Source organism: Serratia sp. SCBI (genome assembly GCF_000747565.1).
In the GTDB taxonomy this organism is placed as follows: domain Bacteria; phylum Pseudomonadota; class Gammaproteobacteria; order Enterobacterales; family Enterobacteriaceae; genus Serratia; species Serratia ureilytica.
Map to the genome: position 1 here is coordinate 3,523,927 of NZ_CP003424.1, position 25,188 is coordinate 3,549,114.

Here is a 25,188-nt window from a genome sequence, read left to right on the forward strand (position 1 = left end):
ATGCGTCTGTTTAAATTATTCAATTAAACCAAAATCAACAGAGCCAATACGACCACTGCACCCACACCCATAGACGCTATATACCAACGCACCTGACCGTTCTCGCTCACCGTTAGACCGCGGTTCCCCCAGCGGGAGAAGACGGCCGGCAGGTTCATCAGCGAGTTCAGCGGATCGCGTTGCAGCAGCTTCGCAATGCCCAGGTACGGCTTGACGAACACTTTGTCATACAGCCAGTCGAAGCCCCAGGCATGGAACCACCAGGTCGAGAAGAAACGACCCGGCGCGCTGTTGGCGATGCTGTTGACCAGGCTGCGTTTGCCCAGCCACAGCGCGGCCGCCAGCAGAATGCCGACGATAGCCACCACGCCGGAGGTGATTTCAAGCCGCAGCACGCTGCCGTGCGCCAGCTCGGTGGTCTCCGGCAGCACGCCCTGCAACGGCGGCACGATCATCGCGCCGACGAAGGTGGACAGCACCAGCAGAACCAGCAGTGGCAAGTGGTGAGTGATGCCTTTACCGGCATGCGCTTTGATTTTCTCTTCGCCATGGAACACGATGAAAATCATACGGAAGGTGTACAGCGAGGTCATGAACGCACCGACCAGGCCGGCAACCATCAGGTTGATGTGGCCGTTGGCCATCGCGCCCGCCAGGATCTCGTCCTTACTGAAGAAGCCGGCCGTGACCAGCGGCAACGCAGACAGCGCCGCGCCACCCACCAGGAAGCAGACGTACACCAGCGGGATGCTCTTGCGCAGGCCGCCCATCTTGAAGATGTTTTGCTCGTGGTGGCAAGCCAGGATCACCGAACCGGATGACAGGAACAGCAGCGCCTTGAAGAACGCGTGGGTCATCAGGTGGAAGATCGCCGCGTCCCATGCCTGCACGCCCAGCGCCAGGAACATGTAACCGATCTGGCTCATGGTGGAGTAAGCGAGCACGCGCTTGATGTCGGTCTGCACCAGCGCGGCGAAGCCGGCCAGCAGCAGAGTGACCGCACCGACGATGCCCACCAGGTGCAGCACTTCCGGCGCCATCAGGAACAGGCCGTGCGTGCGGGCGATCAGATAGACGCCCGCGGTCACCATGGTCGCCGCGTGGATCAGTGCGGAAACCGGGGTTGGGCCCGCCATCGCGTCCGCCAACCAGGTTTGCAACGGCAGCTGCGCCGATTTACCGACCGCGCCGCCCAGCAGCATCAGGGTCGCCCAGGTGATGGCTGTGTCGCCCACCGCCAGTTTCTGCGGCGCCAGGATCATCAGCTCGCGGATGTTCAGCGTGCCCAGCTCGTTGTAGAGGATGAACAGCGCGAACGCCAGGAACACGTCGCCCACGCGGGTCACGATAAAGGCTTTCATCGCCGCCGCGCCGTTGGCCGGATCTTTGTAGTAGAAACCGATCAACAGGTAGCTGCACAGGCCCACGCCTTCCCAACCCAGGTACATCAACAGCAGGTTGTCCGCCAGCACCAATACCACCATGCTGGCGATAAACAGGTTGGTGTAAGCGAAGAAGCGCGAATAGCCCTCTTCACCGCGCATGTACCAGGAAGCGAACATGTGGATGAAGAAGCCGACGCCGGTGACCACCGACAGCATGGTCAGCGACAGGCCGTCCAGCACCAGGGTCACGCCGATATTGAAGTTGCCGACGGCCATCCAGGTCCACAGGCTTTGCTCGAACAGCTGCACGCCGGCGGCTTTCTGGGCGAAGAAATCCATCGCCACATACACCGTGACCAGCGCAGCCAGGCCGATAGAACCCACGCCGACGGTGGCCGCCGTGTTTTCAGACCAACGACCGCGGGAAAATGCCAACAGCAGGAACCCGATCAGCGGTAGCAGAATTGTTAAATATAATAGGTTCATCCGCGCATCTCACTGACAGTATCAATATTCAGGGTATGACGACGACGGTAGAGCTGCAGCAGCAGCGCCAGGCCGATACTGGCCTCGGCTGCCGCCAGGCTGATCGCCAGGATGTACATCACCTGTCCGTCCGCCTGGCCCCAGTAGCTTCCCGCCACGATAAACGCCAACGCCGCAGCGTTGATCATCACTTCCAGGCTGATCAGCATAAACAGCAGGTTGCGGCGCACCAGCAGCCCGGTCAGCCCGAGCACAAACAGGATAGCCGCCAGGATCAGGCCATGTTGAAGAGGGATCATGCTTGCTCCTCCGATTTTCTTCTCGCCATTTCGCCACTCGCCGGCGCGTTGCTCAGCACCTCGCCAGGCTTGTGCTCGCGGCCGATATGGAAGGCGACAACCAGACCCGCCAACAGCAGCATTGAAGCCAGCTCAACCGCCAGTACGTAAGGCCCGAACAGGCTGATGCCCACCGCCTTCGCGTCGACCATCTCACCGCTGATACCCTGATCGGATACGCTGCGGATCGCGACGATCAATACCACCAGCAGCGCCAGCGACAGCAGGCCAGGCCCGATCCACACCGTCGGCTTCATCCAGTCGCGCTCTTGCTGCTGCACGTTGCCGAGGTTCAGCATCATCACCACGAACACGAACAGCACCATGATGGCGCCCGCATAAACGATGATTTCCAACGCGGCGGCAAAGTAGGCGCCGAGAGAGAAGAAGACTGCCGAGATCGCCAATAACGAGACGATCAGATACAGCAGCGCATGCACAGGGTTGGTATGGGTGATCACGCGAATCGTCGCGGCCACCGCAATCAAACCTGCCAGATAAAATGCAATTTCCATGCTTGCTGGCTCCTTAGGGCAACAGACCTTTGACGTCGATCGGTTTGGCTTCGTTTTCGGCTTCGCCTTTGGCTTTGCCGTCAATCGCCATACCGGCCATCCGGTAGAAGTTATATTCCGGATATTTACCCGGCCCCGAGATCAACAGATCTTCTTTTTCGTACACCAGATCCTGACGCTTGTACTCACCCAGTTCGAAATCCGGCGTCAGCTGGATAGCGGTAGTCGGGCAAGCCTCTTCGCACAGGCCACAGAAAATGCAGCGCGAGAAGTTGATGCGGAAGAACTCCGGATACCAACGGCCGTCTTTCTGTTCCGCTTTTTGCAGCGAGATACAGCCGACCGGGCAGGCAACCGCACACAGGTTACAGGCGACGCAGCGCTCTTCGCCGTCCGGATCGCGCGTCAGCACGATGCGGCCGCGGTAGCGCGGCGGCAGGTAAACCGGTTCTTCCGGGTACATCTGGGTTTCACGCTTGGCGAAGGCATGCATGCCAATCATCCAAATGCTGCGCACCTGGGTGCCGAAACCAACCACTAACTCTTTCAATGTCATGGTTTATTCACCCCTTATTGAGCGTTGTACAAAATGACCGCGGCGGTTGCCAGCAGGTTCAGCAGCGTCAGCGGCAGGCACACTTTCCAGCCGAAAGACATCACCTGGTCATAACGCGGACGCGGCAGCGCGGCGCGGATCAGGATGAACATCATCATGAAGAAGGCCGTTTTCAACGCGAACCAGATGAATGGCGGCAGGAACGGACCCTGCCAGCCGCCGAAGAACAACGTCACAATCAGGGCGGACACGGTGACGATACCGATGTATTCCCCCACGAAGAACAGACCGAACTTCATGCCGGAATATTCGATGTGGTAACCGTCAGCCAGTTCCTGTTCGGCTTCCGGCTGGTCAAACGGGTGACGGTGACACACCGCCACGCCGGCGATCGCGAAGGTCACGAAGCCGAAGAACTGCGGAATGACGTTCCAGACGTGCGCCTGCGATTCAACGATAGCCTGCATGTTGAACGAACCCGCCTGCATCACCACGCCCATCAGCGACAGGCCGATGAACACTTCGTAGCTCAGGGTTTGCGCGGAGGCACGCATCGCGCCCAACAGCGAGTATTTGTTGTTGCTCGACCAGCCGGCGAACAGCACGGCGTACACCGCCAGGCCGGCCATCATCAGGAAGAACAGAATACCGATGTTGAGATCGGACACCGCCCAGGTCGGGCTGACCGGTACGATGGCAAATGCCAGCAACAGGGAAGTAAAGGCGATCATCGGCGCCAGGGTGAAGATCACCCGGTCGGAGAATCTCGGCACCCAGTCTTCCTTGAAGAACATTTTGATCATGTCGGCGACCAGCTGCAGCGAGCCGCCCCAGCCTACGCGGTTCGGTCCGTAACGGTTCTGGAATAGGCCGAGCAGGCGGCGTTCGCCGAAGCTCATGAACGCCCCGCACGCCACGACCACCAACAGGATCACGACCGCTTTAAGAACGGCGATCAGAATGTCGATCACCTCAGGGGTAAACCAGCTCATCGTGCCGCCTCCCGCAGATTGTCTACCTTAGCACCCACCAGAATCGGCGGGATCCCTGGCAAGCCGAGCGGCAAACCAACCTGGCCCTGGGTCAGGGTTTCACTCAGACGCACCGGCAGACGCAAGGTCTGGCCCGCACAGCTGAACTCCACCAGGCTGCCCGCGTTGACGCCAAGCGTCGCCGCGTCGGCCGGGTTGACCATCACGTAGGCTTCCGGCATGCGCTGCTGGATCACGTGAGAGCGCTGCGACATTTCATCGCTGCCGAACAGGTGGTAGTAAGGCGCGACACGCCAGCCGTCGTTCGGATTGAAGGCGGCTGGCACGCGGTCGAAGTAACCGAGGCTGCCCTCCCCCGCTTCGATCAGGCGCACGCCCGGATCGCCGTGGCGCAATTTGCCGCCCACTTCAGCCTGGAACTTGTTCCATGCCTGCGGTGAGTTCCAGCCTGGCGCCCAGGCGAACGGGATCTGCTGACGATCGGCCAGCGGGCTGTTGTTCCCTTCCATCGAGAAGGCGAACATGGTGTCTTTATCCTGCGGCTGACGCGGCTCGTGCACGCTGATGTTGGCGCGCATGGCGGTACGGCCGCTGGAACGGTGCGGCGAACGCGCCAGCTTCTGACCGCGAATGCGGAAAGTCGCGTCCGGCGCGGCATCGACGATGCCCTGCAGCTGCGGCAACGCGGCGACGCAAGCGGCGATCACGTCATCGAGCTGAGTCCAGTCCACATGGCGGCTGGTGTAGGTGGAGTGCAGCGAGTGCATCCAGCGCCAGCTTTCCAGCATCACAGTGAACTGATTCTTCTTGGCGTCGTCGTAGTAAGCCGGATCGTATACCTGGAAGAAGCGCTGCGCGCGGCCTTCCTGGTTGATCAGCGTACCGTCGCTCTCGGCAAAGCTGGCCGAGGAGAGGATCAGGTTGGCTTTGTCCATGATCGCGGTGCGCTGGTGATCGGCGACGATCAGGTTGCTGACCTTAGCCAACGCTGCGTCCACCTGCGCCGCCGGCGCATGGCGATAGAGATCGTTTTCCATCACGATGGCGGTATCGGCTGCGCCGCTCGCCAGCTGTTCCAGCGCCTGATCGAGCGAACCGCCGCCGATCATCGCCAGGCCCATGCTGTTGGCGGCGCCCGCCACGAAGGTGATGCCGACGTCGGAACCGCGGCCCTTCAACGCTTTGGCGATGTTGGCCGCCGCTTCGATGATGGCTTCGCTGCCGGCGTTGCTGCCGGTAATGATCAGCGGTTTGCGTGCGCCGGTCAGCGCCTGCACGATGATGTCGACTTTCTTGTTCAGGCCATCGGCCAGATCGTTCACCGCCGGCGCTGCGCTATCCAGCGCGTGCGCGATGGCGAAGCCGAAGCGCGCCTGCTCGTCTACCGGCGCGCGGTAGTTCCAGGCGGCGATGTCGTCCAGGCGGGTGTTGTCGACGTTGGTGGTGAACAGCGGGTACTTGGCGTGCTGGCCGATGTTCTGCACCGCCGCGATCTGCCAGTCGGCAACGCGCTGCGCCGCCGCCATCGCGCGGGCTTTACCCTTGACGGCCTGACGCACGGACAGCGCGATGCGCGCGCCGGTTTGCGTCAGGTCTTCGCCCAGCACCAGCACCGCGTCGTAATCTTCGATCTCACGCAGCGCCGGCGTATGAACGCCGCCGTTCTTCAGCACGTTCAGCATCAGCGCCAGGCGTGATTGCTCCGCCTGAGCGATACCGGTGTAGTAGTTCTCGGTGCCGACCAGCTCGCGCAGCGCGAAGTTGCTTTCCAGGCTGGCGCGCGGGGAGCCGATGCCGATGGTTTTCTTCGCCTGACGCAGGATGTCCGCCGCGCCCTGCATCGCCTGCTCGGCGTTCAGGGTGATCCAGTCGTCGCCGCGCAGCTGCTGCGGTTGACGCGGACGATCTTTCTGGTTGACGTAGCCGTAACCGAAACGGCCGCGGTCGCACAGGAAGTAGTGGTTCACGCTGCCGTTGTAACGGTTTTCGATACGGCGCAGCTCGCCATAGCGCTCGCCCGGGCTGGTGTTACAGCCGATGCTGCACTGCTGGCAAATGCTCGGCGCGAACTGCATGTCCCATTTACGGTTGTAGCGTTCGGAGTGCGTTTTGTCGGTGAAGACGCCGGTCGGGCACACTTCCACCAGGTTGCCGGAGAACTCGCTTTCCAGCGTGCCGCTTTCCGGGCGACCGAAGTAGACGTTGTCGTGCGCGCCGTACACGCCGAAGTCGGTGCCGTCCGCATAGTCTTTGTAGTAACGCACGCAGCGATAGCAGGCGATGCAGCGGTTCATCTCGTGCGAGATAAACGGCCCCAGCTCCTGGTTGTTGTGGGTGCGCTTGGTGAAGCGGTAGCGACGGAAGCTGTGGCCGGTCATTACCGTCATATCCTGCAGGTGACAGTTACCGCCTTCCTCACAGACCGGGCAATCGTGCGGGTGGTTGGTCATCAACCACTCGACCACGCTTTCACGGAACTGCTTCGCTTCGCCGTCATCGATGGAGATGAAGGTGCCATCGGATGCCGGGGTCATACAGGACATCACCAAACGGCCGCGCGTATCTTCCGCGTTTTGGTATTGCTTTACCGCACATTGGCGGCAAGCGCCGACGCTTCCCAGCGCCGGATGCCAGCAAAAGTAAGGAATATCAAGGCCGAGGGAGAGACAAGCCTGCAGCAGGTTGTCCGCTCCGTCTACCTCATACTCTTTGCCGTCTACATGAATCGTAGCCATAGTCAGCATGCTTCCAAGTGGCCTGCCTTGCGGCAGGCGTTAATCAAAAATTCTGGCCGTGTTCGGGCGAGTCGGCTTACCAGCGTTGCTTCAGCAGATTGTTCGGCTGAATGCCGCCAATCGCATGCGCGTTGCCGAAGTGCTGCACGGCGATACCCGCCTCGAACTCTTCACGGAAATATTTAATCGCGCTTTGCAGTGGCTCTACGGCACCTGGCGCGTGGGCGCAGAAGGTTTTGCCCGGGCCGAGGGAACGGCACAGCTGTTCGAGGGTTTCGATATCCCCCGGCTGCCCTTCGCCGTTTTCCAACGCACGCAGGATCTTCACGCTCCACGGCAGGCCATCGCGGCATGGCGTACACCAGCCGCAGGACTCGCGGGCGAAGAACTCTTCCAGGTTGCGCACCAGCGGCACCATGCCGATCTCGTGGTCTACCGCCATCGCCAACGCGGTGCCGAGACGGCTGCCGGCTTTGCCGATCGCGCCGTATTCCATCGGCAGATCGAGGTGATCGGCGGTCAGGAAGTCGGTGCCCGCGCCGCCCGGCTGCCAGGCTTTGAAACGCAGACCGTCGCGCATGCCGCCGGCGTAATCTTCCAGGATTTCGCGCGCGGTGGTGCCGAACGGCAGCTCCCAGACGCCCGGATTTTTCACCCGGCCGGAGAAGCCCATCAGCTTGGTGCCTTTGTCTTCACTGCCGGAGATGCCGGTGTACCACTCCACGCCGTTCGCCAAAATGGCCGGCACGTTGCACAGCGTTTCGACGTTGTTGACGCAAGTCGGCTTGCCCCAGACGCCGGCGCTGGCCGGGAATGGCGGCTTGGAACGCGGGTTGGCGCGGCGGCCTTCCAGCGAGTTGATCAGCGCGGTTTCTTCGCCGCAGATGTAACGGCCGGCGCCGGTGTGCACGATCAGCTCGAAATCAAACCCGGTGCCGAGAATGTTCTTGCCCAGATAGCCGGCTTCGGTGGCTTCCGCGATGGCGCGACGCAGGTGCGCCGCCGCTTCGATGTACTCGCCGCGCAGGAAGATGTACCCGCGATAGGCTTTCAGCGCGAACGCGGAGATCAGCATGCCTTCCACCAGCAGGTGCGGCAGCTGCTCCATCAGCAGGCGGTCTTTATAGGTGCCCGGCTCCATCTCATCGGCGTTACACAGCAGGTAACGGATGTTCATGGATTCGTCCTTCGGCATCAGGCTCCACTTCAAACCGGTGGAGAAGCCCGCGCCGCCGCGGCCCTTCAGCCCGGAATCTTTCACCAGGCCGACGATCTCGTCCGGGGCCAGGCCTTTGAGGGCCTTCTCTGCGCCGGCATAGCCGTTTTTGCTGCGGTATTCGTCCAGCCACAGCGGCTGCTTGTCATCGCGCAGACGCCAGGTCAGCGGATGCGTTTCGGGAGTGCGTACAATGTGCTTGGTCATTGATACTGCTCCAGTAGCGTCTCGATATCTTCAGGCTTCAGCTGACTGTGCGTGTCGTCATCAATCATCATGGTCGGCCCTTTATCGCAGTTGCCCAGACAGCAGGTCGGCAGCAGCGTGAAGCGGCCATCAAAGGTGGTTTGACCCGGTTTGATGTTCAGCTTCTTCTCGATAGCGGCCTGAATGCCCTGGTAACCGGTGATGTGACAAACAACGCTGTCACAATAACGGATCACGTGACGTCCTACTGGCTGACGGAAAATCTGGCTGTAGAACGTGGCCACGCCTTCTACGTCGCTGGCGGGGATGCCCAGCACTTCCGCGATGGCGTAAATCGCACCGTCCGGAACCCAGCCGCGCTGCTTCTGCACAATTTTCAGTGCTTCGATGGAAGCGGCGCGCGGATCCTCGTAATGGTGCTTTTCGTGCTCGATCGCATCACGTTCTTCCGCGCTCAGTACAAATGCATCAACGCCGCTCTGAGGAGCGGCTGCATTGATGGGCTCGAGCGCATCGTTGACTGCGTGATTGTCTTTTTGAGAGTCCATAGTTAGCGGTCCACATCTGACATTACAAAATCGATACTACCCAGATAGACGATCAGGTCGGAAACCAGGCTGCCTCGGATGACCGATGGGATCTGCTGCAGGTGCGCAAAGCTCGGCGTACGTACCCGGGTGCGGTAGCTCATGGTGCTGCCGTCGCTGGTCAGGTAGTAGCTGTTGATCCCTTTGGTGGCTTCAATCATCTGGAATGATTCGTTGGCTGGCATCACCGGGCCCCAGGAAACCTGCAGGAAGTGGGTGATCAGCGTTTCAATGTGCTGCAGCGTGCGCTCTTTCGGCGGCGGCGTGGTCAGCGGGTGATCGGCCTTGAACGGGCCTTCCGGCATATTGTTCAGGCACTGTTCGAGGATGCGCAGGCTCTGGCGCAGCTCTTCCACCTTCAGCATCACGCGGGTGTAGCAATCGCTGTTGCCGTCGCCGACCGGCACTTCGAAGTCGAAGTTCTCGTAGCCGGAGTACGGGCGCCATTTACGCACGTCGAACTCGACGCCGGTGGCGCGCAGACCGGCACCGGTCACGCCCCATTCCAGCGCTTCTTTGGCGTTGTAAGACGCGACGCCGATGGAACGGCCTTTCAGAATGCTGTTCTTCAGCGCCGCTTTCACGTAGGAATCCAGACGCTTCGGCATCCATTCGAGGAATTCACGCAGCAGGCGATCCCAGCCGCGCGGCAGATCGTGCGCGACGCCGCCGATGCGGAACCAGGCCGGGTGCATACGGAAGCCGGTGATCGCTTCCACCAGATCGTAGATCTTCTGGCGGTCGGTAAAGGCGAAGAACACCGGGGTCATCGCGCCGACGTCCTGAATGAAGGTGGAGATGTACAGCAGGTGGCTGTTGATGCGGAACAGTTCGGACAGCATCACGCGAATGGTGTCAACGCGCTCCGGCACCTTGATGCCGGCCAGCTTTTCAACCGCCAGCACGTAAGGCATTTCGTTCACGCAGCCGCCGAGGTATTCGATGCGGTCGGTGTACGGAATGTAGCTGTGCCAGGATTGACGCTCGCCCATCTTCTCAGCGCCGCGGTGGTGATAGCCGATATCCGGCACGCAGTCGACGATCTCTTCGCCGTCCAGCTGCAGAATGATGCGGAACGCACCGTGCGCAGACGGGTGGTTCGGGCCGAGGTTGAGGAACATGAAGTCTTCGTTCTCGGTGCCGCGCTTCATGCCCCAGTCTTCCGGTTTGAAGGTCAGCGCTTCCATCTCCAGATCTTCTTTCTGCTTGGTCAACACGAAAGGATCGAATTCGGTGGCGCGCGCCGGGTAGTCCTTGCGCAGCGGGTGCCCTTCCCAGGTCTGCGGCATCATGATGCGCGACAGGTGCGGGTGGCCGTCGAAGGTGATGCCGAACATTTCCCAGGTCTCGCGCTCATACCAGTTGGCGTTTGGGAACACCTTGGTGGCCGTCGGCACGTGCAGGTCTTTTTCAGACAGCGCCACCTTCAGCATGATGTCGCGGTTGCGCTCGATGGAAATCAGATGGTAGAAAACGGAGAAATCCGCAGCGGGCAGGCCGTCGCGGTGGGTGCGAAGACGTTCGTCCACGCCATGCAGATCGAACAGCATGACATACGGCTTCGGCTGTTTTCTCAGGAACGTCATTACTTCCAGTAACTGGTCAGGTTTAACCCATACCACGGGCATGCCGGTGCGGGTGGCCTGAACAGTAAAGGCTTCCGGCCCAAAACGGTTGCGCAGTTCGCCGATCACCGGGTCGTCAAGGTGATCTCGGGTCTGCCAGGCAGGCAAGGCGTCGTGCGTCGTCAAATCTGTCATAATTTTTTTTCACCACACTAAAGGGTTATTCGCCGCAAGTTTCACTTTTCGCTGTGTTAACCAATAGCGCACTAAGATGGACGTTAAATGAACGTCTTAAATCTCGTCAGGCGTCCGGAGGTTGGTCACCGCGATGCGCTCGCCGTGTTTACGCTCTCTTTCAGACTGCATATTGGCGCGGTAAACGCCCTGATCGCCGACAACCCACGACAGCGGGCGACGTTCTTTGCCGATGGATTCCTGCAGCAGCATCAGCGCTTGCATGTAGGCTTCCGGACGCGGTGGGCAGCCGGGAATGTACACGTCGACCGGCAGGAACTTGTCCACGCCCTGCACCACGGAATAGATGTCGTACATGCCGCCGGAGTTGGCGCAAGCGCCCATCGAGATCACCCACTTGGGCTCCAGCATCTGCTCGTACAGGCGTTGGATAACCGGGGCCATCTTGGTGAAGCAGGTGCCGGCCACCACCATCAGGTCAGCCTGACGCGGGGAGGCGCGCAACACTTCCGCACCGAAACGCGCCACGTCGTGAACGGCGGTAAACGACGTCACCATCTCCACGTAACAGCACGAAAGGCCGAAGTTATACGGCCAAATAGAGTTTTTACGCCCCCAGTTCACCATGTCATGCAGCGCATGCTCGAGTTTACCCATGTAAACCGTGCGGTGGACCTGTTGTTCCAGGGGATCGGCGACGATCTCCTGTTTTTGCAGGGGATAACGGTCGTTCTCACCGTTCGGGTCTATGCGGGTGAGCGTATAGTCCATCTTAATGCCTCGCTGTTACTGCGGATGACTGTTGGTGTTAGTGATCGTGCTCGGTTTGCTGCGGCGTTGGGAACGCGCCGGAGTCCAATCCAACGCGCCGATGCGCACCAGATAAACCAGACCGGCCAATAGCACCAAAATGAAAATGGCGGCTTCGATAAAGCCTACCCAGCCGCTCTCGCGAATCGAGACCGACCAGGCATACAGGTATAAGGCTTCAACGTCGAAAATAACGAAGAACATGGCCACCAGGTAGAACTTGGCGGACAAACGCATGCGCGCCGTGCCGACCGAGTCGATGCCTGATTCAAACGGGGTGTGTTTGGCGCGCGCCCGAGCTCTCCCGCCCAAGAAGAACGCGCCCAGCAGCATTAAGCCGCAGAGCCCGATAGCCACAACGAGAAATACGGCGAGCGCCCAGTGATGAGCGATAACTTCAGTGGTTGTTGACATACTCTATGCTTACTCATCAAAAGTGGCGTCGATCGCACTGCTCTTGTCACCGGCAGTTAGTGCGCCACATCGATTTAAGGGAAGGATAAATAACCACACAAACAAACTGCTTTTACAGCGAGTTAGGCAGCGTTTTTCTGTGGGCTTTTTACTCCTTTCTATAACCTTTTGTCAACTTTGACAAAAGTATCTACACACTAGTTTACATACGTATCATTTGATTAACATTTGATGCGCCAGGGACAGGCTAAATCGTGTCAGTTAATTTTTGTGTAGAAACAGATAGATATAAACCAACATGCACATTTCAGTTTTACTATACCATTGTCTCAGGAATTCCCTGTTCTTCCACTCACTACCTAGGGGTATTTTTTTGATCCAGGACACGTTTTCAGCATAAATCCTCAAAAAAAGTGTGGCCCTTTAACAATTTTCCTCAAATTGAGCCGCAAAAACGGCCGCTATAAGCTAACAAAATAACCCTGCTATTACCATGCCTTTAACCCATTCAATCTTATTGCTCAAAAAACGAACTTAGCGTATTAAACCCGGCCAAACTCTCTTTTCAGTAACGCTTAAAAGTTAACAAAACAGCCAACTCAATTTAAAAAACAAACCAAATACATATAAATACAATTTTAGGTAAAAAAGGACAAAAAAAACCTCCGCCGAAGCAGAGGTTTTCATCAGATATCGCGCCGCAGCGTTATTCTTCTTCGTCCACCAGGCTGGCGTCATCCTGATCGCTCTGGAGACCGCCTTCCGCGCCGTTGAAGCCATAGCCGTCATTGCCGCCCTGCATCGCGCTGAAGATGGCCATCGCCAGCTCGTTGCTGCACTGCGCGTTTTTGCACAGCGCATACTGGGTATCCGGCAACGGCGGCAAACCTTCCGCCGCGCCCAGCACCCGCAGGTCAGGGCTCATCATCTCGATCGGCCGCGCGGTCACGCCCAGGCCGGCCTTGCAAGCCGCCCGCACTGCGGACAGCGTGGAAGCGACGTAGGCGATGCGCCACGGGATGCCGGCTTCGTCCAACTGCTTGATCGCCAGCGAACGGAACGGGCTTGGCTCGTCCATCACCACCAGCGGGATCGGCTCGCCGGCCTGGTAATGGTAATCGGCGGCGCAGTACCACAACGTCGGCGACGTGCGCAGCACGATGTGCGGATGCCCTTCGGGATCGGCCGTGGTCACCGCCAGATCGATCTCGCCCTCTTCCAGCAGATCGACCATCGTCGTGCTGCGCTTCACGCGCACGTCAATAGCCAGCTTCGGATAGATGGCGGTTACGCGGTTCAGCAGGAAAGGCAGAATGGTATCGGCGGTGTCGTCGGAAGCGCCGATGGTCAGAACACCTTTAATATTGTTGTACATCAGAGAGGTACAGGCTTCATCGTTAAAGCGCAGGATTTTTCTGGCATAACCGAGAAGCTGAATACCATGCTCAGTCAGAAGTTTGTTGCGCCCATGGCGGGCAAACAGTTCTTTGCCGACCAGTTGCTCTAATCGCTGCATTTGTTGGCTGACGGCTGATTGAGTACGGCAAACGGCGACAGCCGCCGCTGCGAAAGTATTCAAATCAGCAACCGCAACAAAGGTTCTTAGCAGATCGAGGTCGAGATTAAGTATCGGACGATTTGCAGTTGTCATAGTGTATTCTTCACTTTTTTAAATTCTAATTTACGAACTACTACCCTGGTGTGTTTCTCAGACGCCGTTGAAAAAGGACGGAGCCTGTTATGACAGTACCCCACTCATAAGTGGAGGGCAAAAAAATTACTTATGATTCGTTACCTCTATCGCTTTTTGAAATGCGATCTATCGATGCTGCTTATAGAACGCGGGGGACTAAATGCCGGCATACGGGGAAAACCCCCACCGGGCCTGAGATTTTACTCATTCATACTGCCTAATTTCCACTCCATTCGTGCTACTGATAACCCTTATCAACTGGCGTTCAGACTGCATTTACGAGCAAGAAATATAAATAATTAACGGCACCGACTTCGTATCACCACGCAATGAATTTAATAAATTCAATCAGTAAGATTTTTACTTTAAATAATATTCTCATAACCACATAAACAATGCTTAAGATAAAATATAAAGTAAAGCTTATGTAAATATGCCATTTTTCTTAGTGTGGTGTGTCATCTGACAACCCGCTATCAGACAACTCCGGTATTATCGTTCCTTTACAGTTACTGAAAACCATTCTCCCTTATGGCTTATCAGTTCTCCACACCCAGGCGCTGACGCCAGCGCGTCGCGTTGAACGACGCTCGATTTCACAGAACAAAACCCTAGTAAAATTATAGTTCATGAAATTATGAACCACAAAATAACTTTACCTTTGCTTATCATAACTAAAATCCCCCGTTACGACATGCATTTGCACCAAAGGCGTGCAAAACCCTTCAAAAGCAACTACGCCAGGAGTACATTGGGCGGGTTGCGGCGTCCCACGGTAGGAGCGCCCCTATCCCAGCAAAAGGCTCAACTTTTTATGTCCCCCATTGAGAAATCCAGCAAACTGGACAACGTCTGCTATGACATTCGCGGCCCGGTGCTTAAAGAAGCTAAACGTCTTGAAGAAGAAGGCAATAAAGTCCTGAAACTGAACATCGGCAACCCTGCCCCGTTCGGCTTCGACGCCCCGGACGAAATCCTGGTCGACGTGATCCGCAATCTGCCCACGGCGCAAGGCTACTCCGATTCCAAAGGCCTCTTCTCGGCGCGTAAAGCGATCATGCAGCACTATCAGGCGCGCAACATGCGTGACGTGACCGTTGAGGATATCTACATTGGCAACGGCGTCTCCGAGCTGATCGTTCAGTCCATGCAGGCGCTGCTCAACAGCGGCGACGAAATGCTGGTGCCGGCGCCGGACTATCCGCTGTGGACCGCCGCAGTGTCGCTGTCCGGCGGCAAGGCCGTACATTACCTGTGCGATGAGCAGGCCGGCTGGTTCCCGGATCTGGACGACATCATCAGCAAGATCACCCCGCGCACCCGCGGCATCGTGATCATCAACCCGAACAACCCGACCGGTGCGGTCTACAGCAAAGCGCTGCTTGAGCAGATCGTCGAGATCGCCCGTCAACACAACCTGATCATCTTCGCCGACGAGATCTACGACAAGATCCTGTACGACGAAGCAGAGCACCACTCGATCGCCGCGCTGGCGCCGGATCTGCTGACCGTGACCTTCAACGGCCTGTCGAAGACCTACCGCGTGGCGGGTTTCCGCCAGGGCTGGATGGTGCTGAACGGGCCGAAAAAGCACGCCAAAGGCTATATCGAAGGGCTGGAGATGCTGGCTTCGATGCGCCTGTGCGCCAACGTGCCGATGCAGCACGCGATTCAGACCGCGCTGGGCGGTTATCAGAGCATCAGCGAATTCATTCAGCCCGGCGGCCGCCTGTACGAACAGCGCAACCGCACCTGGGAATTGCTCAACGACATCCCGGGCGTCTCTTGCGTGAAGCCGCAGGGCGCGTTGTACATGTTCCCGCGCATCGATGCCAAACGCTTCAACATCCATGACGACCAGAAGCTGGTGCTGGATCTGCTGCTGCAGGAAAAAGTGCTGCTGGTGCAGGGCTCCGCGTTCAACTGGCCTTACCCCGATCACGTGCGCATCGTCACCCTGCCGCGCGTAGACGAACTGGAAATGGCGGTCGGCAAGCTGGGCCGCTTCCTGGAAGGCTATCACCAATAATCATCAGGGGCGCAGCGCCTCGCTGCGCCCTTCCCTCACAGCCCGGTTGCAAAATTCGCCGACACTGCTTCACAATGGGGCCCTCACTTGCCGTTAAAGAGAGCACCATGAGTCAGAGCCATTTCTTCGCCCATCTGTCCCGCCTGAAACTGATCAACCGCTGGCCGCTGATGCGCAACGTGCGCACCGAGAACGTCTCCGAACACAGTCTGCAGGTGGCCTTTGTCGCCCACGCGTTGGCGGTGATCAAGAACCGCAAATTCAACGGCAACCTCAACGCCGACCGCGTTGCGCTGTTGGCGATGTACCATGACGCCAGCGAAGTGATCACCGGCGACATGCCGACGCCGATCAAATACTACAATCCGCAGATCGCCCATGAGTACAAGAAGATCGAAAAGATCGCCCAGCAAAAGCTGCTGGATATGATCCCGGCGGAGCTGCGCAACGATTTTCGCACCATTCTCGATGAGCATTATTACAGCGAAGATGAAAAGCAGGTGGTGAAGCAGGCTGACGCGCTGTGCGCCTACCTGAAATGCCTGGAAGAGCTGTCTGCCGGCAACAACGAATTCACCCTGGCCAAGGCGCGGCTGGATAAAACCCTGGAACAGCGCCGCAGCCCGGAGATGGGCCGCAGCCCGGAGATGGACTACTTCATGGAAGTGTTCATTCCCAGCTTCAGCCTGTCGCTGGACGAAATCAGCCTCGACAGTTCGCTGTAACCCCGCCGGCGCAGCCTCGCTGCGCCGTTAAAAACCGTAGAGCCACGGCACCACAATCACGCTGACCGCCATCACCAGCAGGGTGAACGGCACGCCGAGACGCACGAAATCGCCGAACTTGTAATTGCCCGGCCCCAGCACCAGCGTGTTGACCGGTGAAGAGACCGGCGTCATAAAGGCGGCGGACGCGGCGATGGCGATAATCATCGCGAACGGGTATGGCGAGACGCCCATTTCGCGCGCGGCGGCGATGGCGATCGGCGCCATCAGCACCGCCGTCGCGGTGTTGGAAATAAACAGCCCGATAGTCGCGCACAAGACGAACAGGCACAGCAGCATCACGCGCGGCCCCGCCCCGCCGGCGACATCCATCAGCCCGCTGACGATCAGACTGACCCCGCCGGTCTTTTGCAGCGCCTGCGCGAACGGCATCATGCCGACGATCAAAATGATGCTCGGCCAATGGATCGATTTATAAGCGCTCTCCATGTCGATACAGCGGAATTTGCCCATCAGCAAACAGGCGATCAGCGCCGCGATCGGGTTGGGGATTTCGTCGGTCAGCATCATCGCCACCATCAACGCCAGGCAAAACAGCGCGTGCGGCGCCTGCGTGATGGCCGGGGCCACTTCGTCCACTTCGGCCGGCAAGTTGAGCACGATAAAGTCATGGGTTTTGGCCTGCAGTTGACGGATCGCCTTCCAGTCGCCGATCACCAGCAAAATGTCGCCCAGCTCCAGCGGCTCGTCCACCAGTTTGCCGCCGAGCGTCTCGCCGTGGCGGCGGATGCCCACCACGTTCAGATCGTAGCGGCTGCGGAACGCCGCTTCGCGCAGGCTTTTGCCCAGCAGCGCCGAGTCAGGGATCAGCGAGACCTCCGCCATGCCGACGTTGCGCGACTGTTCCGAGAAGTAATCGCCGCGCAGCACCATCGGCTCCAGCCGCTGTTCGCCGCAGAATTCGCGCAGATCGATCTGGCTGTCCGACATGTCGATCAAGAGAACGTCACCCTCGCGCAGCTCGGTGCTGCCGGAGGCGCTGACCATCACCCGCCGAAAGCGTTTCCAGCGTTCGATGCCCACCACGTTGGCGCCGTAGCGCGCACGCAGGTGCAGTTCATCCAGCGAACGCCCAATCAGCGGCGAAGCGCTGCGGACAGCCAGCCGCCGCGCGCGGCCGGTCAGTCTGTAATCGCGGATCAGATCGCGGAAGGTGCGGCGCTGCCAGCCGTCGCCGGCTTTGCCCGTGTCACCGCTGCCCAGCCAACGCCGGGCGATCAGCATGTAGCCGACCCCCAGCGCCAGCACCACCAGGCCGATCGGCGTCACGCTGAAGAAACCGAAACCATGGATGCCTTCGCGCACCAGCTCGCTGTTGACCACCATATTGGGTGGCGTGGCCACCAACGTCATCATGCCGCTGATAAGCCCGGCGAAGCTGAGCGGCATCATCAGCCGCCCCGGCGCGATCTTCATTCTGGCCGTCACGCTGAGCACCACCGGGATAAAGATCGCCACCACGCCGGTCGAGCTCATAAATGCCCCCAGCCCGGCGACCGTCACCATCAGCAGCATCAACATTTTGGTTTCGCTGCTGCCGGCCACTTTGACCAGCCAGTCGCCCACCTGGTAGGCCACCCCGGTGCGCACCAACCCTTCGCCGATCACGAACAGCGCGGCGATCAGAATCACGTTGGGATCGCTGAACCCGACCGTCGCCTCCTGCAGGCTGAGCGTGCCGCTCAGCACGAAGGCGATGATCACCAACAGCGCCACCACGTCCATGCGCAGCTTGTTGGTGGTAAACAGCACGATGGCAATCAGCAGTAAACTCAGCACCCACAGTAATTCGCTGTTCAAAACGGCCTCATCCGGCAAATGTCCAAGGGCTTAAAAAATAGCATAAAAAAACCCCGCAAAGGCGGGGTCTAATCAATTAGGGTGAAGATAATGCCACTCAGGCCAGTAGGCGAACGATCGCGCCCTGCGCCGTTTTATCAACGGCGATCTGCGCCAGCGAATCCAGCCGCAGGTCAACCTGCTCCAGCTTCGGCGCGTCGGCCGGGGCGTTGACCGCAATCACCTGGCAGCCCGCCGCCAGCCCCGAAAGAATGCCGGCCGGCGCGTCTTCAACCACCACGCACTCGTGCGGCGCCAGCCCCAGACGTTCGGCGCCCAGCAGGTAGGCATCGGGCTGAGGCTTGCCGTGTTTAACCTGCTCGGCGGTGATGAGCACCGCCGGCTGCGGCAAACCGCCGGCCTGGCGGCGAGCGCCGGCCACCGGCACCGAACCGGAGGTGACGATCGCCCAAGGGATGCCGAGCGCGTTCAGGCGCTCCAACAACGCGATGGCGCCCGGCAGTGCGCGAACGCCTTCGGTATCCTGCGCTTCCACCTGCTCCAGCAGTTGGAACTCGCGCTGAATTTCCGCTTCGCTTTCACCCGGCATAAAGTGGCGCAGAGAAGTAATGGCCTGTTTACCGTGAATGAAGTCCAGCACCGCTTGCGGATCGACGCCGCGACGCTCGGCCCAGTGCGTCCAGGCGCGCTCTACCGCCGGCAGCGAATCCACCAGGGTGCCATCAAGATCGAACAGAAAACCCTTACACTCCACAGAAAACCTCTTTTTAATCAAGCATTGATGATTTGCGCTATCTCAACGGCGCTCAAGTGATACTGGCGCGGGCAGGCCAGCCAGATCGCCAGCATACGCTGGTATTTTTCCCACATTTTGGTCTGGGCGTTGAAACCGTGGCTGCCGGAATCGAAGTGAGTATAGCGCCCCTCGGTGTTGACCAGGAAACGCACATAGCTCAGGTAGCGCGCCTCGGTGGCGGCGTCGAAGCCGAGAAACGCCAGGCGGCGCTCGTCCAGCCCCTGTTTCTCTTTCAGATTGCCCCAGGAAACCTGCAGCGCATGGTGCATCTCCATCACGTTGATGATGGTGCGGCACACCTCTTCGCTCAGTTCGCCAAAGTCACGATCCAGCTCGCGCATTTGCAAGCCGAAGCCGCGTTCGACGATGGTTTGCAACCGGCGATAACGATCGCTGTTGTCCGGATCGAGTAGCGTCATCATCTTGTACTGATTCGACAGGATCAGGCGCTGGGCATGGGTCATTTCCATCAGGATTTCCTCATTTCTGTATGATGGCGGGAGCATCGCACAGCGCAAGAACGCAGGAAATCACAACTCGACCGTTCTTTGATTTAAACCGGGGTTATTGGCGCTTTCACGAGAAAGGCCGCATCAGCGCGGCCTTTTCATTACAGATCGTCGAGGAAGGTTTTATCCAACTGCTTGAAGGCGCGCTTAAGCAGATCGGCCAACGTCTGATAGGTGGGCGTGCCCTCGAGCGGCGCCACCGCCTGCCCGGCTTCCGTCAGCTTGTTGCGCACCTCATGGAACCATTGCAGCAGCGTCGGCGGCAGCGGCGTAACAGAGCGACGCCCCAGCCACCACAAGCCCTGCATCGGCAGGCTGCAGGCAAACAGCGCGGTGGCGATCGCCGGGCCGAGCTGGCCGCCCAGCGCGATCTGCCAGGTCAGCGTGAAAATCGCCAACGGCGGCATGAAACGGATAGCGAAACGGGTGGCACGCGCAACGCGGTTCTCCGGAAAGACCGGTGCCAGACGTTTGTCTGACGGCCAGGTTTTCATATAATGCTGCCCGCGCTGGAAGACCTGAAACCAGCTTACGGAACCGGACGGTTTGCTCGTCATTGCGTACCTCAACGTCACGTAAAGAAACTAAAAGCGTGCTGCCAGAGCCCATACTAAAAAATTTGAAGCTTTAAATTTATTTTGTGTTTGCACCGGGCTATCGGTATCCTAAGCCGGCCTTGTGGCCGGTAGAAGATGACGTAAATTTTGTCAACTTTTAGCCCTATAAAAATCAAGATTATTTAAACCGCAGAGAAATCATCGGTTTTTCCATCATCCTGTGATTTGTGCACTTCACATGATGTTAATCATAAATGTCATCGGCACTATGCGCTACGCTTGTTGTCTGATTGACGATTAATTCACCACGTGTGTTCGATTTTCTTTTAACAACACGACTATTTAAGTAGGTACTTCCATGTCGAGTAAGCTAGTACTGGTTCTTAACTGCGGCAGTTCTTCTCTGAAATTCGCCATCATCGATGCCGTTAACGGCGACGAATTCCTCTCCGGTTTGGCCGAGTGTTTCCACCTGCCTGAAGCTCGCATCAAGTGGAAAATGGACGGCGCCAAACACGAAGCTGCCCTGGGGGCCGGCGCTGCACACAGCGAAGCGCTGAACTTCATTGTTAATACTATTCTGGCACAAAAACCAGAGCTTTCTGCGCAGCTGACCGCTATCGGCCACCGCATCGTGCACGGCGGCGAGAAGTTCACCGCTTCCGCCGTGATCAACGACGAAGTTCTGCAGGGTATCAAAGATTCCGTGCCGTTTGCACCACTGCACAACCCAGCTCACCTGATCGGCATCGCGGAAGCGCTGAAATCCTTCCCTCACCTGGCTGACAAGAACGTTGCCGTGTTCGACACCGCGTTCCACCAGACCATGCCGGAAGAATCTTACCTGTACGCCCTGCCGTACAGCCTGTACCGCGACCACGGCGTTCGCCGCTACGGCGCACACGGCACCAGCCACTTCTACGTGACTCAAGAAGCCGCGAAGATGCTGAACAAGCCGGTAGAAGAAGTGAACGTGATCACTTGCCACCTGGGCAACGGCGGCTCCGTCACCGCAGTGCGCAACGGCCAGTGCGTTGACACCTCCATGGGTCTGACCCCGCTGGAAGGCCTGGTGATGGGCACCCGCAGCGGTGACATCGATCCGGCTATCATCTTCCACCTGCACGATTCTCTGGGCATGAGCGTTGACCAGATCAACAAGATGCTGACCAAAGAATCCGGCCTGCTGGGCCTGACCGAAGTCACCAGCGACTGCCGTTACGTTGAAGACAACTACGACAGCAAAGCCGACGCCAAACGCGCCATGGACGTGTTCTGCCACCGTCTGGCCAAATACGTCGGCGCCTACAGCGCGCTGATGGAAGGCCGTCTGGACGCGGTGATCTTCACCGGCGGCATCGGCGAGAACGCCGGCATGGTGCGTGAGCTGACCCTGAACAAACTGGGCCTGCTGGGCTTCGAAATCGACCACGATCGCAACATGGCCGCTCGCTTCGGCAAATCCGGCGCCATCACCAAAGACGGCAGCCGCCTGGCGCTGGTGATCCCGACCAACGAAGAGTTGGTCATCGCGCAGGACGCATCCCGCCTGACCGCGTAATGCTCTCAAAACACCGTCAGCCCAGGCTGACGGTGTTGTTTTAGCCTCATGTTAATCGTGAAGAGGACTATTCTGTGTCACGTACTATTATGTTGATCCCCACCGGCACCAGCGTCGGCCTGACCAGCGTCAGCCTGGGTGTCATCCGCTCCATGGAGCAAAAAGGCGTTCGTCTGAGCGTGTTCAAACCTATCGCTCAACCGCGCACCGGCGACAACGCACTCGACCAGACCACCACCATCATCCGCAGCAACTCTACCATTCCGGCGGCCGAACCGCTGCGCATGGACTACGTTGAGGGCCTGCTGAGCTCCAACCAGCAAGACGTGCTGATGGAAGAGATCGTGGCGCGTTACCACGAGAACACCAAAGACGCGGAAGTGGTGCTGATCGAAGGCCTGGTGCCGACCCGCAAGCATCAGTTCGCCAACGCGCTGAACTACGAGATCGCCAAAACCCTGAACGCCGAGATCGTCTTCGTGCTGGCGCTGGGCAACGACTCCCCGGCGCAGCTGAAAGAGCGCATCGAACTGGCGCGCACCAGCTTCGGCGGCAGCAAGAACAAAAACATCACCGGCGTTATCATCAACAAGCTGAACGCGCCGGTCGACGATCAGGGCCGCACCCGTCCTGACCTGTCCGAAATCTTCGACGACTCCACCAAGGCCAGCATCGCCCACGTCGATCCTGCACAGCTGTTCGCCAACAGCCCACTGCCGGTTCTGGGCTGCGTGCCGTGGAGTTTCGATCTGATCGCCACCCGCGCCATCGACATGGCTCGCCACCTGAAGGCCCGCGTGGTCAACGAAGGCGACATCATGACCCGCCGCGTGAAGTCCGTGACTTTCTGTGCGCGCAGCATCCCGCACATGCTGGAACACTTCCGCCCAGGCTCCCTGCTGGTGACCTCCGCAGACCGCCCTGACGTGCTGGTCTCCGCCTGCCTGGCGGCGATGAACGGCGTGGAAATCGGTGCCATCCTGCTGACCGGCGGCTACGCCATCGACGAGCCGATCAAGAAGCTGTGCGAACGCGCCTTCCAGACCGGCCTGCCGGTGTTCATGGTTGACACCAACACCTGGCAAACCTCGCTGAGCCTGCAGAGCTTCAACCTCGAAGTGCCGGCGGACGACCACCAGCGCATCGAGAAAGTGCAGAACTACGTGGCCAGCCACATCAGCACCGAGTGGATCGACTCGTTGACCGCTGCCTCTGAGCGTTCACGCCGTCTGTCTCCACCGGCGTTCCGTTACGAGCTGACCGAGCTGGCGCGTAAAGCCGGCAAGCGCATCGTGCTGCCGGAAGGCGACGAGCCGCGCACCGTGAAAGCGGCGGCCATCTGCGCCGAACGCGGCATCGCGGAATGCGTGCTGCTCGGCAACCCGGACGAGATCCAGCGCGTCGCGGCAGCGCAAGGCGTTGAGCTGGGCAAAGGCATCGAAATCGTCGATCCGGTCGCCGTGCGTGAAAACTACGTGCCGCGTCTGGTTGAGCTGCGTAAGAGCAAGGGCATGACCGAAGTGGTCGCGCGCGAGCAGCTGGAAGACAACGTGGTGCTCGGCACCCTGATGCTGGAACAAGGCGAAGTCGACGGCCTGGTCTCCGGCGCGGTTCACACCACCGCCAACACCATCCGTCCGCCGTTGCAGCTGATCAAAACCGCACCGGGCAGCTCGCTGGTGTCCTCCGTGTTCTTCATGCTGCTGCCTGACCAGGTACTGGTCTACGGCGACTGCGCGATCAACCCGGATCCGACCGCCGAGCAGCTGTCTGAAATCGCCATCCAGTCTGCGGATTCCGCCGCGGCCTTCGGCATCGAGCCACGCGTGGCGATGATCTCCTACTCCACCGGCAACTCCGGTGCGGGCAGCGACGTAGAGAAAGTGCGCGAAGCGACCCGTCTGGCTCAGGAAAAACGCCCGGATTTGATCATCGACGGCCCGCTGCAGTACGACGCCGCCATCATGGCCGACGTCGCCAAGTCCAAGGCGCCGAACTCGCCGGTGGCCGGCCAGGCGACCGTGTTCATCTTCCCGGATCTGAACACCGGCAACACCACCTACAAAGCGGTACAGCGTTCCGCTGACCTGGTCTCCATCGGGCCGATGCTGCAAGGCATGCGCAAGCCGGTGAACGACCTGTCGCGCGGCGCACTGGTTGACGATATCGTCTACACCGTCGCGCTGACGGCGATCCAGTCTTCCCAGGCTGACGCTGCCGCCGCCAAGGCGTAATTCATCGCCAAACGAAACAAGGGCCGGCATTGCCGGCCCTTGTTATTTCATTCATCCCTTCTCTGACTTTTTATTACTCCGCGCTGGCAATAACCTGCGAAATCTTGCCGTCACTGATTTTCAGCGAGAAACTGCGCTGCCAGAAACGTTTCGAATCCGCATCCTGAGGATCCACGGTACTGATTGCTACGGTGTATGGCATATTGCTCTCAAATGCTTTGAACGAGTATGGGATACACTGGCCGGGCGTGATCGTCTCAGCGGGTTTTGGCGGTAGAATGGCCCTGCGCCAGAGTTCATGCGTTTGGCTACCCAACCGTTGTTCAATAGCGATACTGACCAGACTGACCCTGCCACTCTGTGTTTGGTAGGTCTGCGGCAAAGAGAAACAGAGATCATTTCCCCGTAGCGTAATATCCGCAGTGTAAAAACGTTGCTTTTCAAGCATACAACCACTGAGCAACATCATCATGATGAGGGTATAGATTCTTCTCATTTCAGGTTTTTCCTGTCGGTAGGAGCATTAAGAAATCTTTTCAAAACATGCTCATAACGGCTTTTCAAATCTGGACCTATAATACCTTGCATCAGCTTCACCTCAAACCACCGTTCTTTTCCATAACGAGAAAGGATGAAGTAATCTGCAAGAAGGCTGGCTTGCGCCTCCATACCATAATCAGCTAATGAGTAGTAATCGGGCAGCGAGTATTTATAAGTTACCGCCCAGCTCATTATTCCCCGTAGCCGGACGTTTATCCCCATCTGATACTGCCATACGTGGGCCATTTCATGCATGAACCACCATAGATAGCGTGTTGTTTCTGTGGAAAAATCTTCCCTGAAGTGTTTTTCAGGCCAATAAAGTTCACCATTAGGCGTAACGGCCGTTTCCCCATTCTGCAAACCAAACGGGAAATAGCTCGCGTTATGCACTTTAACAAGACTGTAGTCGATGGCATTTTTATAGAGAGAGCGGGATAGCGTGATCTCGCCTAGCGTCAGCCTTCTGAATGAGCCTCTTGCTGTTATCATTATTCACTCCATGAATATAACTCATTGTATTTATTGCGCTATTTTTATTATCTCTTTTTACCCAAGCATTGGCCACCTATTATTCACCGAAAACAAAAAGCCCCCTAAGGGGCTTATCAGTTAATAATACGTGAGTCATGACTCAAATTCCGGGTCGGAAGGTATATGCTTTCTCCAGAGCACCGAGCCTC

At 58.4% G+C, this 25,188-nt stretch carries 22 protein-coding genes; 4 read left to right on the forward strand and 18 right to left on the reverse strand.

Annotated elements, in window-relative coordinates:
- Positions 1-23 precede the first annotated feature (23 nt).
- The 12 genes from nuoL to lrhA all read right to left on the reverse strand — a co-directional run bounded on the left by nuoL (position 24) and on the right by lrhA (position 13,652).
- The gene (nuoL, locus tag SERRSCBI_RS16505; RefSeq protein WP_004936005.1) at positions 24-1,871 is read right to left on the reverse strand and encodes an NADH-quinone oxidoreductase subunit L; all 1,848 of its coding nucleotides are present in this window, start codon (positions 1,869-1,871) and stop codon (positions 24-26) included.
- Positions 1,868-2,170 carry an NADH-quinone oxidoreductase subunit NuoK gene (gene nuoK, locus SERRSCBI_RS16510; RefSeq protein WP_004936014.1) on the reverse strand — a complete coding sequence of 101 codons (303 nt, stop codon included), beginning with the start codon at positions 2,168-2,170 and terminating at the stop codon, positions 1,868-1,870. Before nuoK ends, nuoL begins: the two co-directional genes overlap by 4 nt.
- On the reverse strand, positions 2,167-2,724 hold the full coding sequence (gene nuoJ / locus SERRSCBI_RS16515; RefSeq protein WP_019453717.1) for an NADH-quinone oxidoreductase subunit J: 558 nt from the start codon (positions 2,722-2,724) through the stop codon (positions 2,167-2,169). The genes nuoK and nuoJ overlap by 4 nt, the downstream gene beginning before the upstream one ends.
- Before the next feature lie 13 nt (positions 2,725-2,737).
- Positions 2,738-3,280, reverse strand: a complete 543-nt coding sequence (gene nuoI, locus SERRSCBI_RS16520; protein WP_025160170.1) for an NADH-quinone oxidoreductase subunit NuoI — start codon at positions 3,278-3,280, stop codon at positions 2,738-2,740.
- 14 nt (positions 3,281-3,294) lie between these two features.
- The gene (gene nuoH / locus SERRSCBI_RS16525) at positions 3,295-4,272 is read right to left on the reverse strand and encodes an NADH-quinone oxidoreductase subunit NuoH (RefSeq protein WP_033643858.1); all 978 of its coding nucleotides are present in this window, start codon (positions 4,270-4,272) and stop codon (positions 3,295-3,297) included.
- Entirely contained in the window at positions 4,269-7,007 is a 2,739-nt protein-coding gene (nuoG, locus tag SERRSCBI_RS16530; protein ID WP_084587990.1) for an NADH-quinone oxidoreductase subunit NuoG, read from the reverse strand. The genes nuoH and nuoG overlap by 4 nt, the downstream gene beginning before the upstream one ends.
- Positions 7,008-7,083: 76 nt before the next feature.
- Complete coding sequence (gene nuoF, locus SERRSCBI_RS16535) at positions 7,084-8,430, reverse strand: NADH-quinone oxidoreductase subunit NuoF (RefSeq protein WP_015378579.1); 1,347 nt, start codon at positions 8,428-8,430, stop codon at positions 7,084-7,086.
- The gene (gene nuoE, locus SERRSCBI_RS16540) at positions 8,427-8,978 is read right to left on the reverse strand and encodes an NADH-quinone oxidoreductase subunit NuoE (protein WP_033651941.1); all 552 of its coding nucleotides are present in this window, start codon (positions 8,976-8,978) and stop codon (positions 8,427-8,429) included. Before nuoE ends, nuoF begins: the two co-directional genes overlap by 4 nt.
- A 2-nt stretch (positions 8,979-8,980) precedes the next feature.
- The gene (gene nuoC / locus SERRSCBI_RS16545; protein ID WP_033651942.1) at positions 8,981-10,777 is read right to left on the reverse strand and encodes an NADH-quinone oxidoreductase subunit C/D; all 1,797 of its coding nucleotides are present in this window, start codon (positions 10,775-10,777) and stop codon (positions 8,981-8,983) included.
- Between the two features lie 96 nt (positions 10,778-10,873).
- The gene (locus SERRSCBI_RS16550; RefSeq protein ID WP_004936039.1) at positions 10,874-11,548 is read right to left on the reverse strand and encodes an NADH-quinone oxidoreductase subunit B family protein; all 675 of its coding nucleotides are present in this window, start codon (positions 11,546-11,548) and stop codon (positions 10,874-10,876) included.
- A 15-nt stretch (positions 11,549-11,563) separates the two neighbouring features.
- Complete coding sequence (gene nuoA, locus SERRSCBI_RS16555) at positions 11,564-12,001, reverse strand: NADH-quinone oxidoreductase subunit NuoA (protein WP_004936040.1); 438 nt, start codon at positions 11,999-12,001, stop codon at positions 11,564-11,566.
- Between the two features lie 706 nt (positions 12,002-12,707).
- The gene (gene lrhA / locus SERRSCBI_RS16560) at positions 12,708-13,652 is read right to left on the reverse strand and encodes a transcriptional regulator LrhA (protein ID WP_033643860.1); all 945 of its coding nucleotides are present in this window, start codon (positions 13,650-13,652) and stop codon (positions 12,708-12,710) included.
- A gap of 856 nt (positions 13,653-14,508) precedes the next feature.
- On the opposite strand from lrhA, the gene SERRSCBI_RS16565 reads away from it, so the two are divergent.
- On the forward strand, positions 14,509-15,723 hold the full coding sequence (locus SERRSCBI_RS16565) for a pyridoxal phosphate-dependent aminotransferase (protein WP_019453720.1): 1,215 nt from the start codon (positions 14,509-14,511) through the stop codon (positions 15,721-15,723).
- Between the two features lie 107 nt (positions 15,724-15,830).
- The gene (gene yfbR / locus SERRSCBI_RS16570; protein WP_042785099.1) at positions 15,831-16,448 is read left to right on the forward strand and encodes a 5'-deoxynucleotidase; all 618 of its coding nucleotides are present in this window, start codon (positions 15,831-15,833) and stop codon (positions 16,446-16,448) included.
- Between the two features lie 27 nt (positions 16,449-16,475).
- Here the strand turns inward: yfbR and SERRSCBI_RS16575 are convergent, their stop codons facing one another.
- The 4 genes from SERRSCBI_RS16575 to yfbV form a co-directional block, all read right to left on the reverse strand.
- The gene (locus tag SERRSCBI_RS16575) at positions 16,476-18,308 is read right to left on the reverse strand and encodes an SLC13 family permease (protein ID WP_033643862.1); all 1,833 of its coding nucleotides are present in this window, start codon (positions 18,306-18,308) and stop codon (positions 16,476-16,478) included.
- A 97-nt stretch (positions 18,309-18,405) separates the two neighbouring features.
- On the reverse strand, positions 18,406-19,062 hold the full coding sequence (locus tag SERRSCBI_RS16580; protein WP_042785100.1) for a sugar phosphatase: 657 nt from the start codon (positions 19,060-19,062) through the stop codon (positions 18,406-18,408).
- A 17-nt stretch (positions 19,063-19,079) separates the two neighbouring features.
- Positions 19,080-19,574, reverse strand: coding sequence for a YfbU family protein (locus SERRSCBI_RS16585; protein ID WP_033643864.1), 495 nt, complete (start codon positions 19,572-19,574; stop codon positions 19,080-19,082).
- A gap of 140 nt (positions 19,575-19,714) precedes the next feature.
- Complete coding sequence (yfbV, locus tag SERRSCBI_RS16590; RefSeq protein ID WP_004936061.1) at positions 19,715-20,170, reverse strand: terminus macrodomain insulation protein YfbV; 456 nt, start codon at positions 20,168-20,170, stop codon at positions 19,715-19,717.
- Between the two features lie 358 nt (positions 20,171-20,528).
- Here yfbV and ackA point away from each other — a divergent pair, with 358 nt between their 5' ends.
- Entirely contained in the window at positions 20,529-21,731 is a 1,203-nt protein-coding gene (ackA, locus tag SERRSCBI_RS16595; RefSeq protein WP_004936063.1) for an acetate kinase, read from the forward strand.
- 74 nt (positions 21,732-21,805) lie between these two features.
- Entirely contained in the window at positions 21,806-23,965 is a 2,160-nt protein-coding gene (gene pta / locus SERRSCBI_RS16600; protein WP_033651943.1) for a phosphate acetyltransferase, read from the forward strand.
- 73 nt (positions 23,966-24,038) lie between these two features.
- Here pta and SERRSCBI_RS16605 read toward each other — a convergent pair whose 3' ends face one another.
- Positions 24,039-24,461, reverse strand: coding sequence for a putative T6SS immunity periplasmic lipoprotein (locus tag SERRSCBI_RS16605; protein WP_042785102.1), 423 nt, complete (start codon positions 24,459-24,461; stop codon positions 24,039-24,041).
- Complete coding sequence (locus SERRSCBI_RS16610; RefSeq protein ID WP_042785103.1) at positions 24,458-24,997, reverse strand: hypothetical protein; 540 nt, start codon at positions 24,995-24,997, stop codon at positions 24,458-24,460. The genes SERRSCBI_RS16605 and SERRSCBI_RS16610 overlap by 4 nt, the downstream gene beginning before the upstream one ends.
- Positions 24,998-25,188: the final 191 nt, after the last annotated feature.

Bases quoted from the DNA above. Each gene is read 5' to 3' on its own strand.
- nuoE (WP_033651941.1), bottom strand. From the start codon at position 8,978: ATGGACTCTCAAAAAGACAATCACGCAGTCAACGATGCGCTCGAGCCC.
- nuoL (WP_004936005.1), bottom strand. From the start codon at position 1,871: ATGAACCTATTATATTTAACAATTCTGCTACCGCTGATCGGGTTCCTG.
- SERRSCBI_RS16550 (WP_004936039.1), bottom strand. From the start codon at position 11,548: ATGGACTATACGCTCACCCGCATAGACCCGAACGGTGAGAACGACCGT.
- lrhA (WP_033643860.1), bottom strand. From the start codon at position 13,652: ATGACAACTGCAAATCGTCCGATACTTAATCTCGACCTCGATCTGCTA.
- SERRSCBI_RS16610 (WP_042785103.1), bottom strand. From the start codon at position 24,997: ATGATAACAGCAAGAGGCTCATTCAGAAGGCTGACGCTAGGCGAGATC.
- nuoF (WP_015378579.1), bottom strand. From the start codon at position 8,430: ATGACCAAGCACATTGTACGCACTCCCGAAACGCATCCGCTGACCTGG.
- nuoJ (WP_019453717.1), bottom strand. From the start codon at position 2,724: ATGGAAATTGCATTTTATCTGGCAGGTTTGATTGCGGTGGCCGCGACG.
- nuoA (WP_004936040.1), bottom strand. From the start codon at position 12,001: ATGTCAACAACCACTGAAGTTATCGCTCATCACTGGGCGCTCGCCGTA.
- yfbR (WP_042785099.1), top strand. From the start codon at position 15,831: ATGAGTCAGAGCCATTTCTTCGCCCATCTGTCCCGCCTGAAACTGATC.
- SERRSCBI_RS16605 (WP_042785102.1), bottom strand. From the start codon at position 24,461: ATGAGAAGAATCTATACCCTCATCATGATGATGTTGCTCAGTGGTTGT.
- nuoK (WP_004936014.1), bottom strand. From the start codon at position 2,170: ATGATCCCTCTTCAACATGGCCTGATCCTGGCGGCTATCCTGTTTGTG.
- ackA (WP_004936063.1), top strand. From the start codon at position 20,529: ATGTCGAGTAAGCTAGTACTGGTTCTTAACTGCGGCAGTTCTTCTCTG.
- nuoH (WP_033643858.1), bottom strand. From the start codon at position 4,272: ATGAGCTGGTTTACCCCTGAGGTGATCGACATTCTGATCGCCGTTCTT.
- SERRSCBI_RS16585 (WP_033643864.1), bottom strand. From the start codon at position 19,574: ATGGAAATGACCCATGCCCAGCGCCTGATCCTGTCGAATCAGTACAAG.
- nuoC (WP_033651942.1), bottom strand. From the start codon at position 10,777: ATGACAGATTTGACGACGCACGACGCCTTGCCTGCCTGGCAGACCCGA.
- nuoI (WP_025160170.1), bottom strand. From the start codon at position 3,280: ATGACATTGAAAGAGTTAGTGGTTGGTTTCGGCACCCAGGTGCGCAGC.
- SERRSCBI_RS16565 (WP_019453720.1), top strand. From the start codon at position 14,509: ATGTCCCCCATTGAGAAATCCAGCAAACTGGACAACGTCTGCTATGAC.
- nuoG (WP_084587990.1), bottom strand. From the start codon at position 7,007: ATGGCTACGATTCATGTAGACGGCAAAGAGTATGAGGTAGACGGAGCG.
- yfbV (WP_004936061.1), bottom strand. From the start codon at position 20,170: ATGACGAGCAAACCGTCCGGTTCCGTAAGCTGGTTTCAGGTCTTCCAG.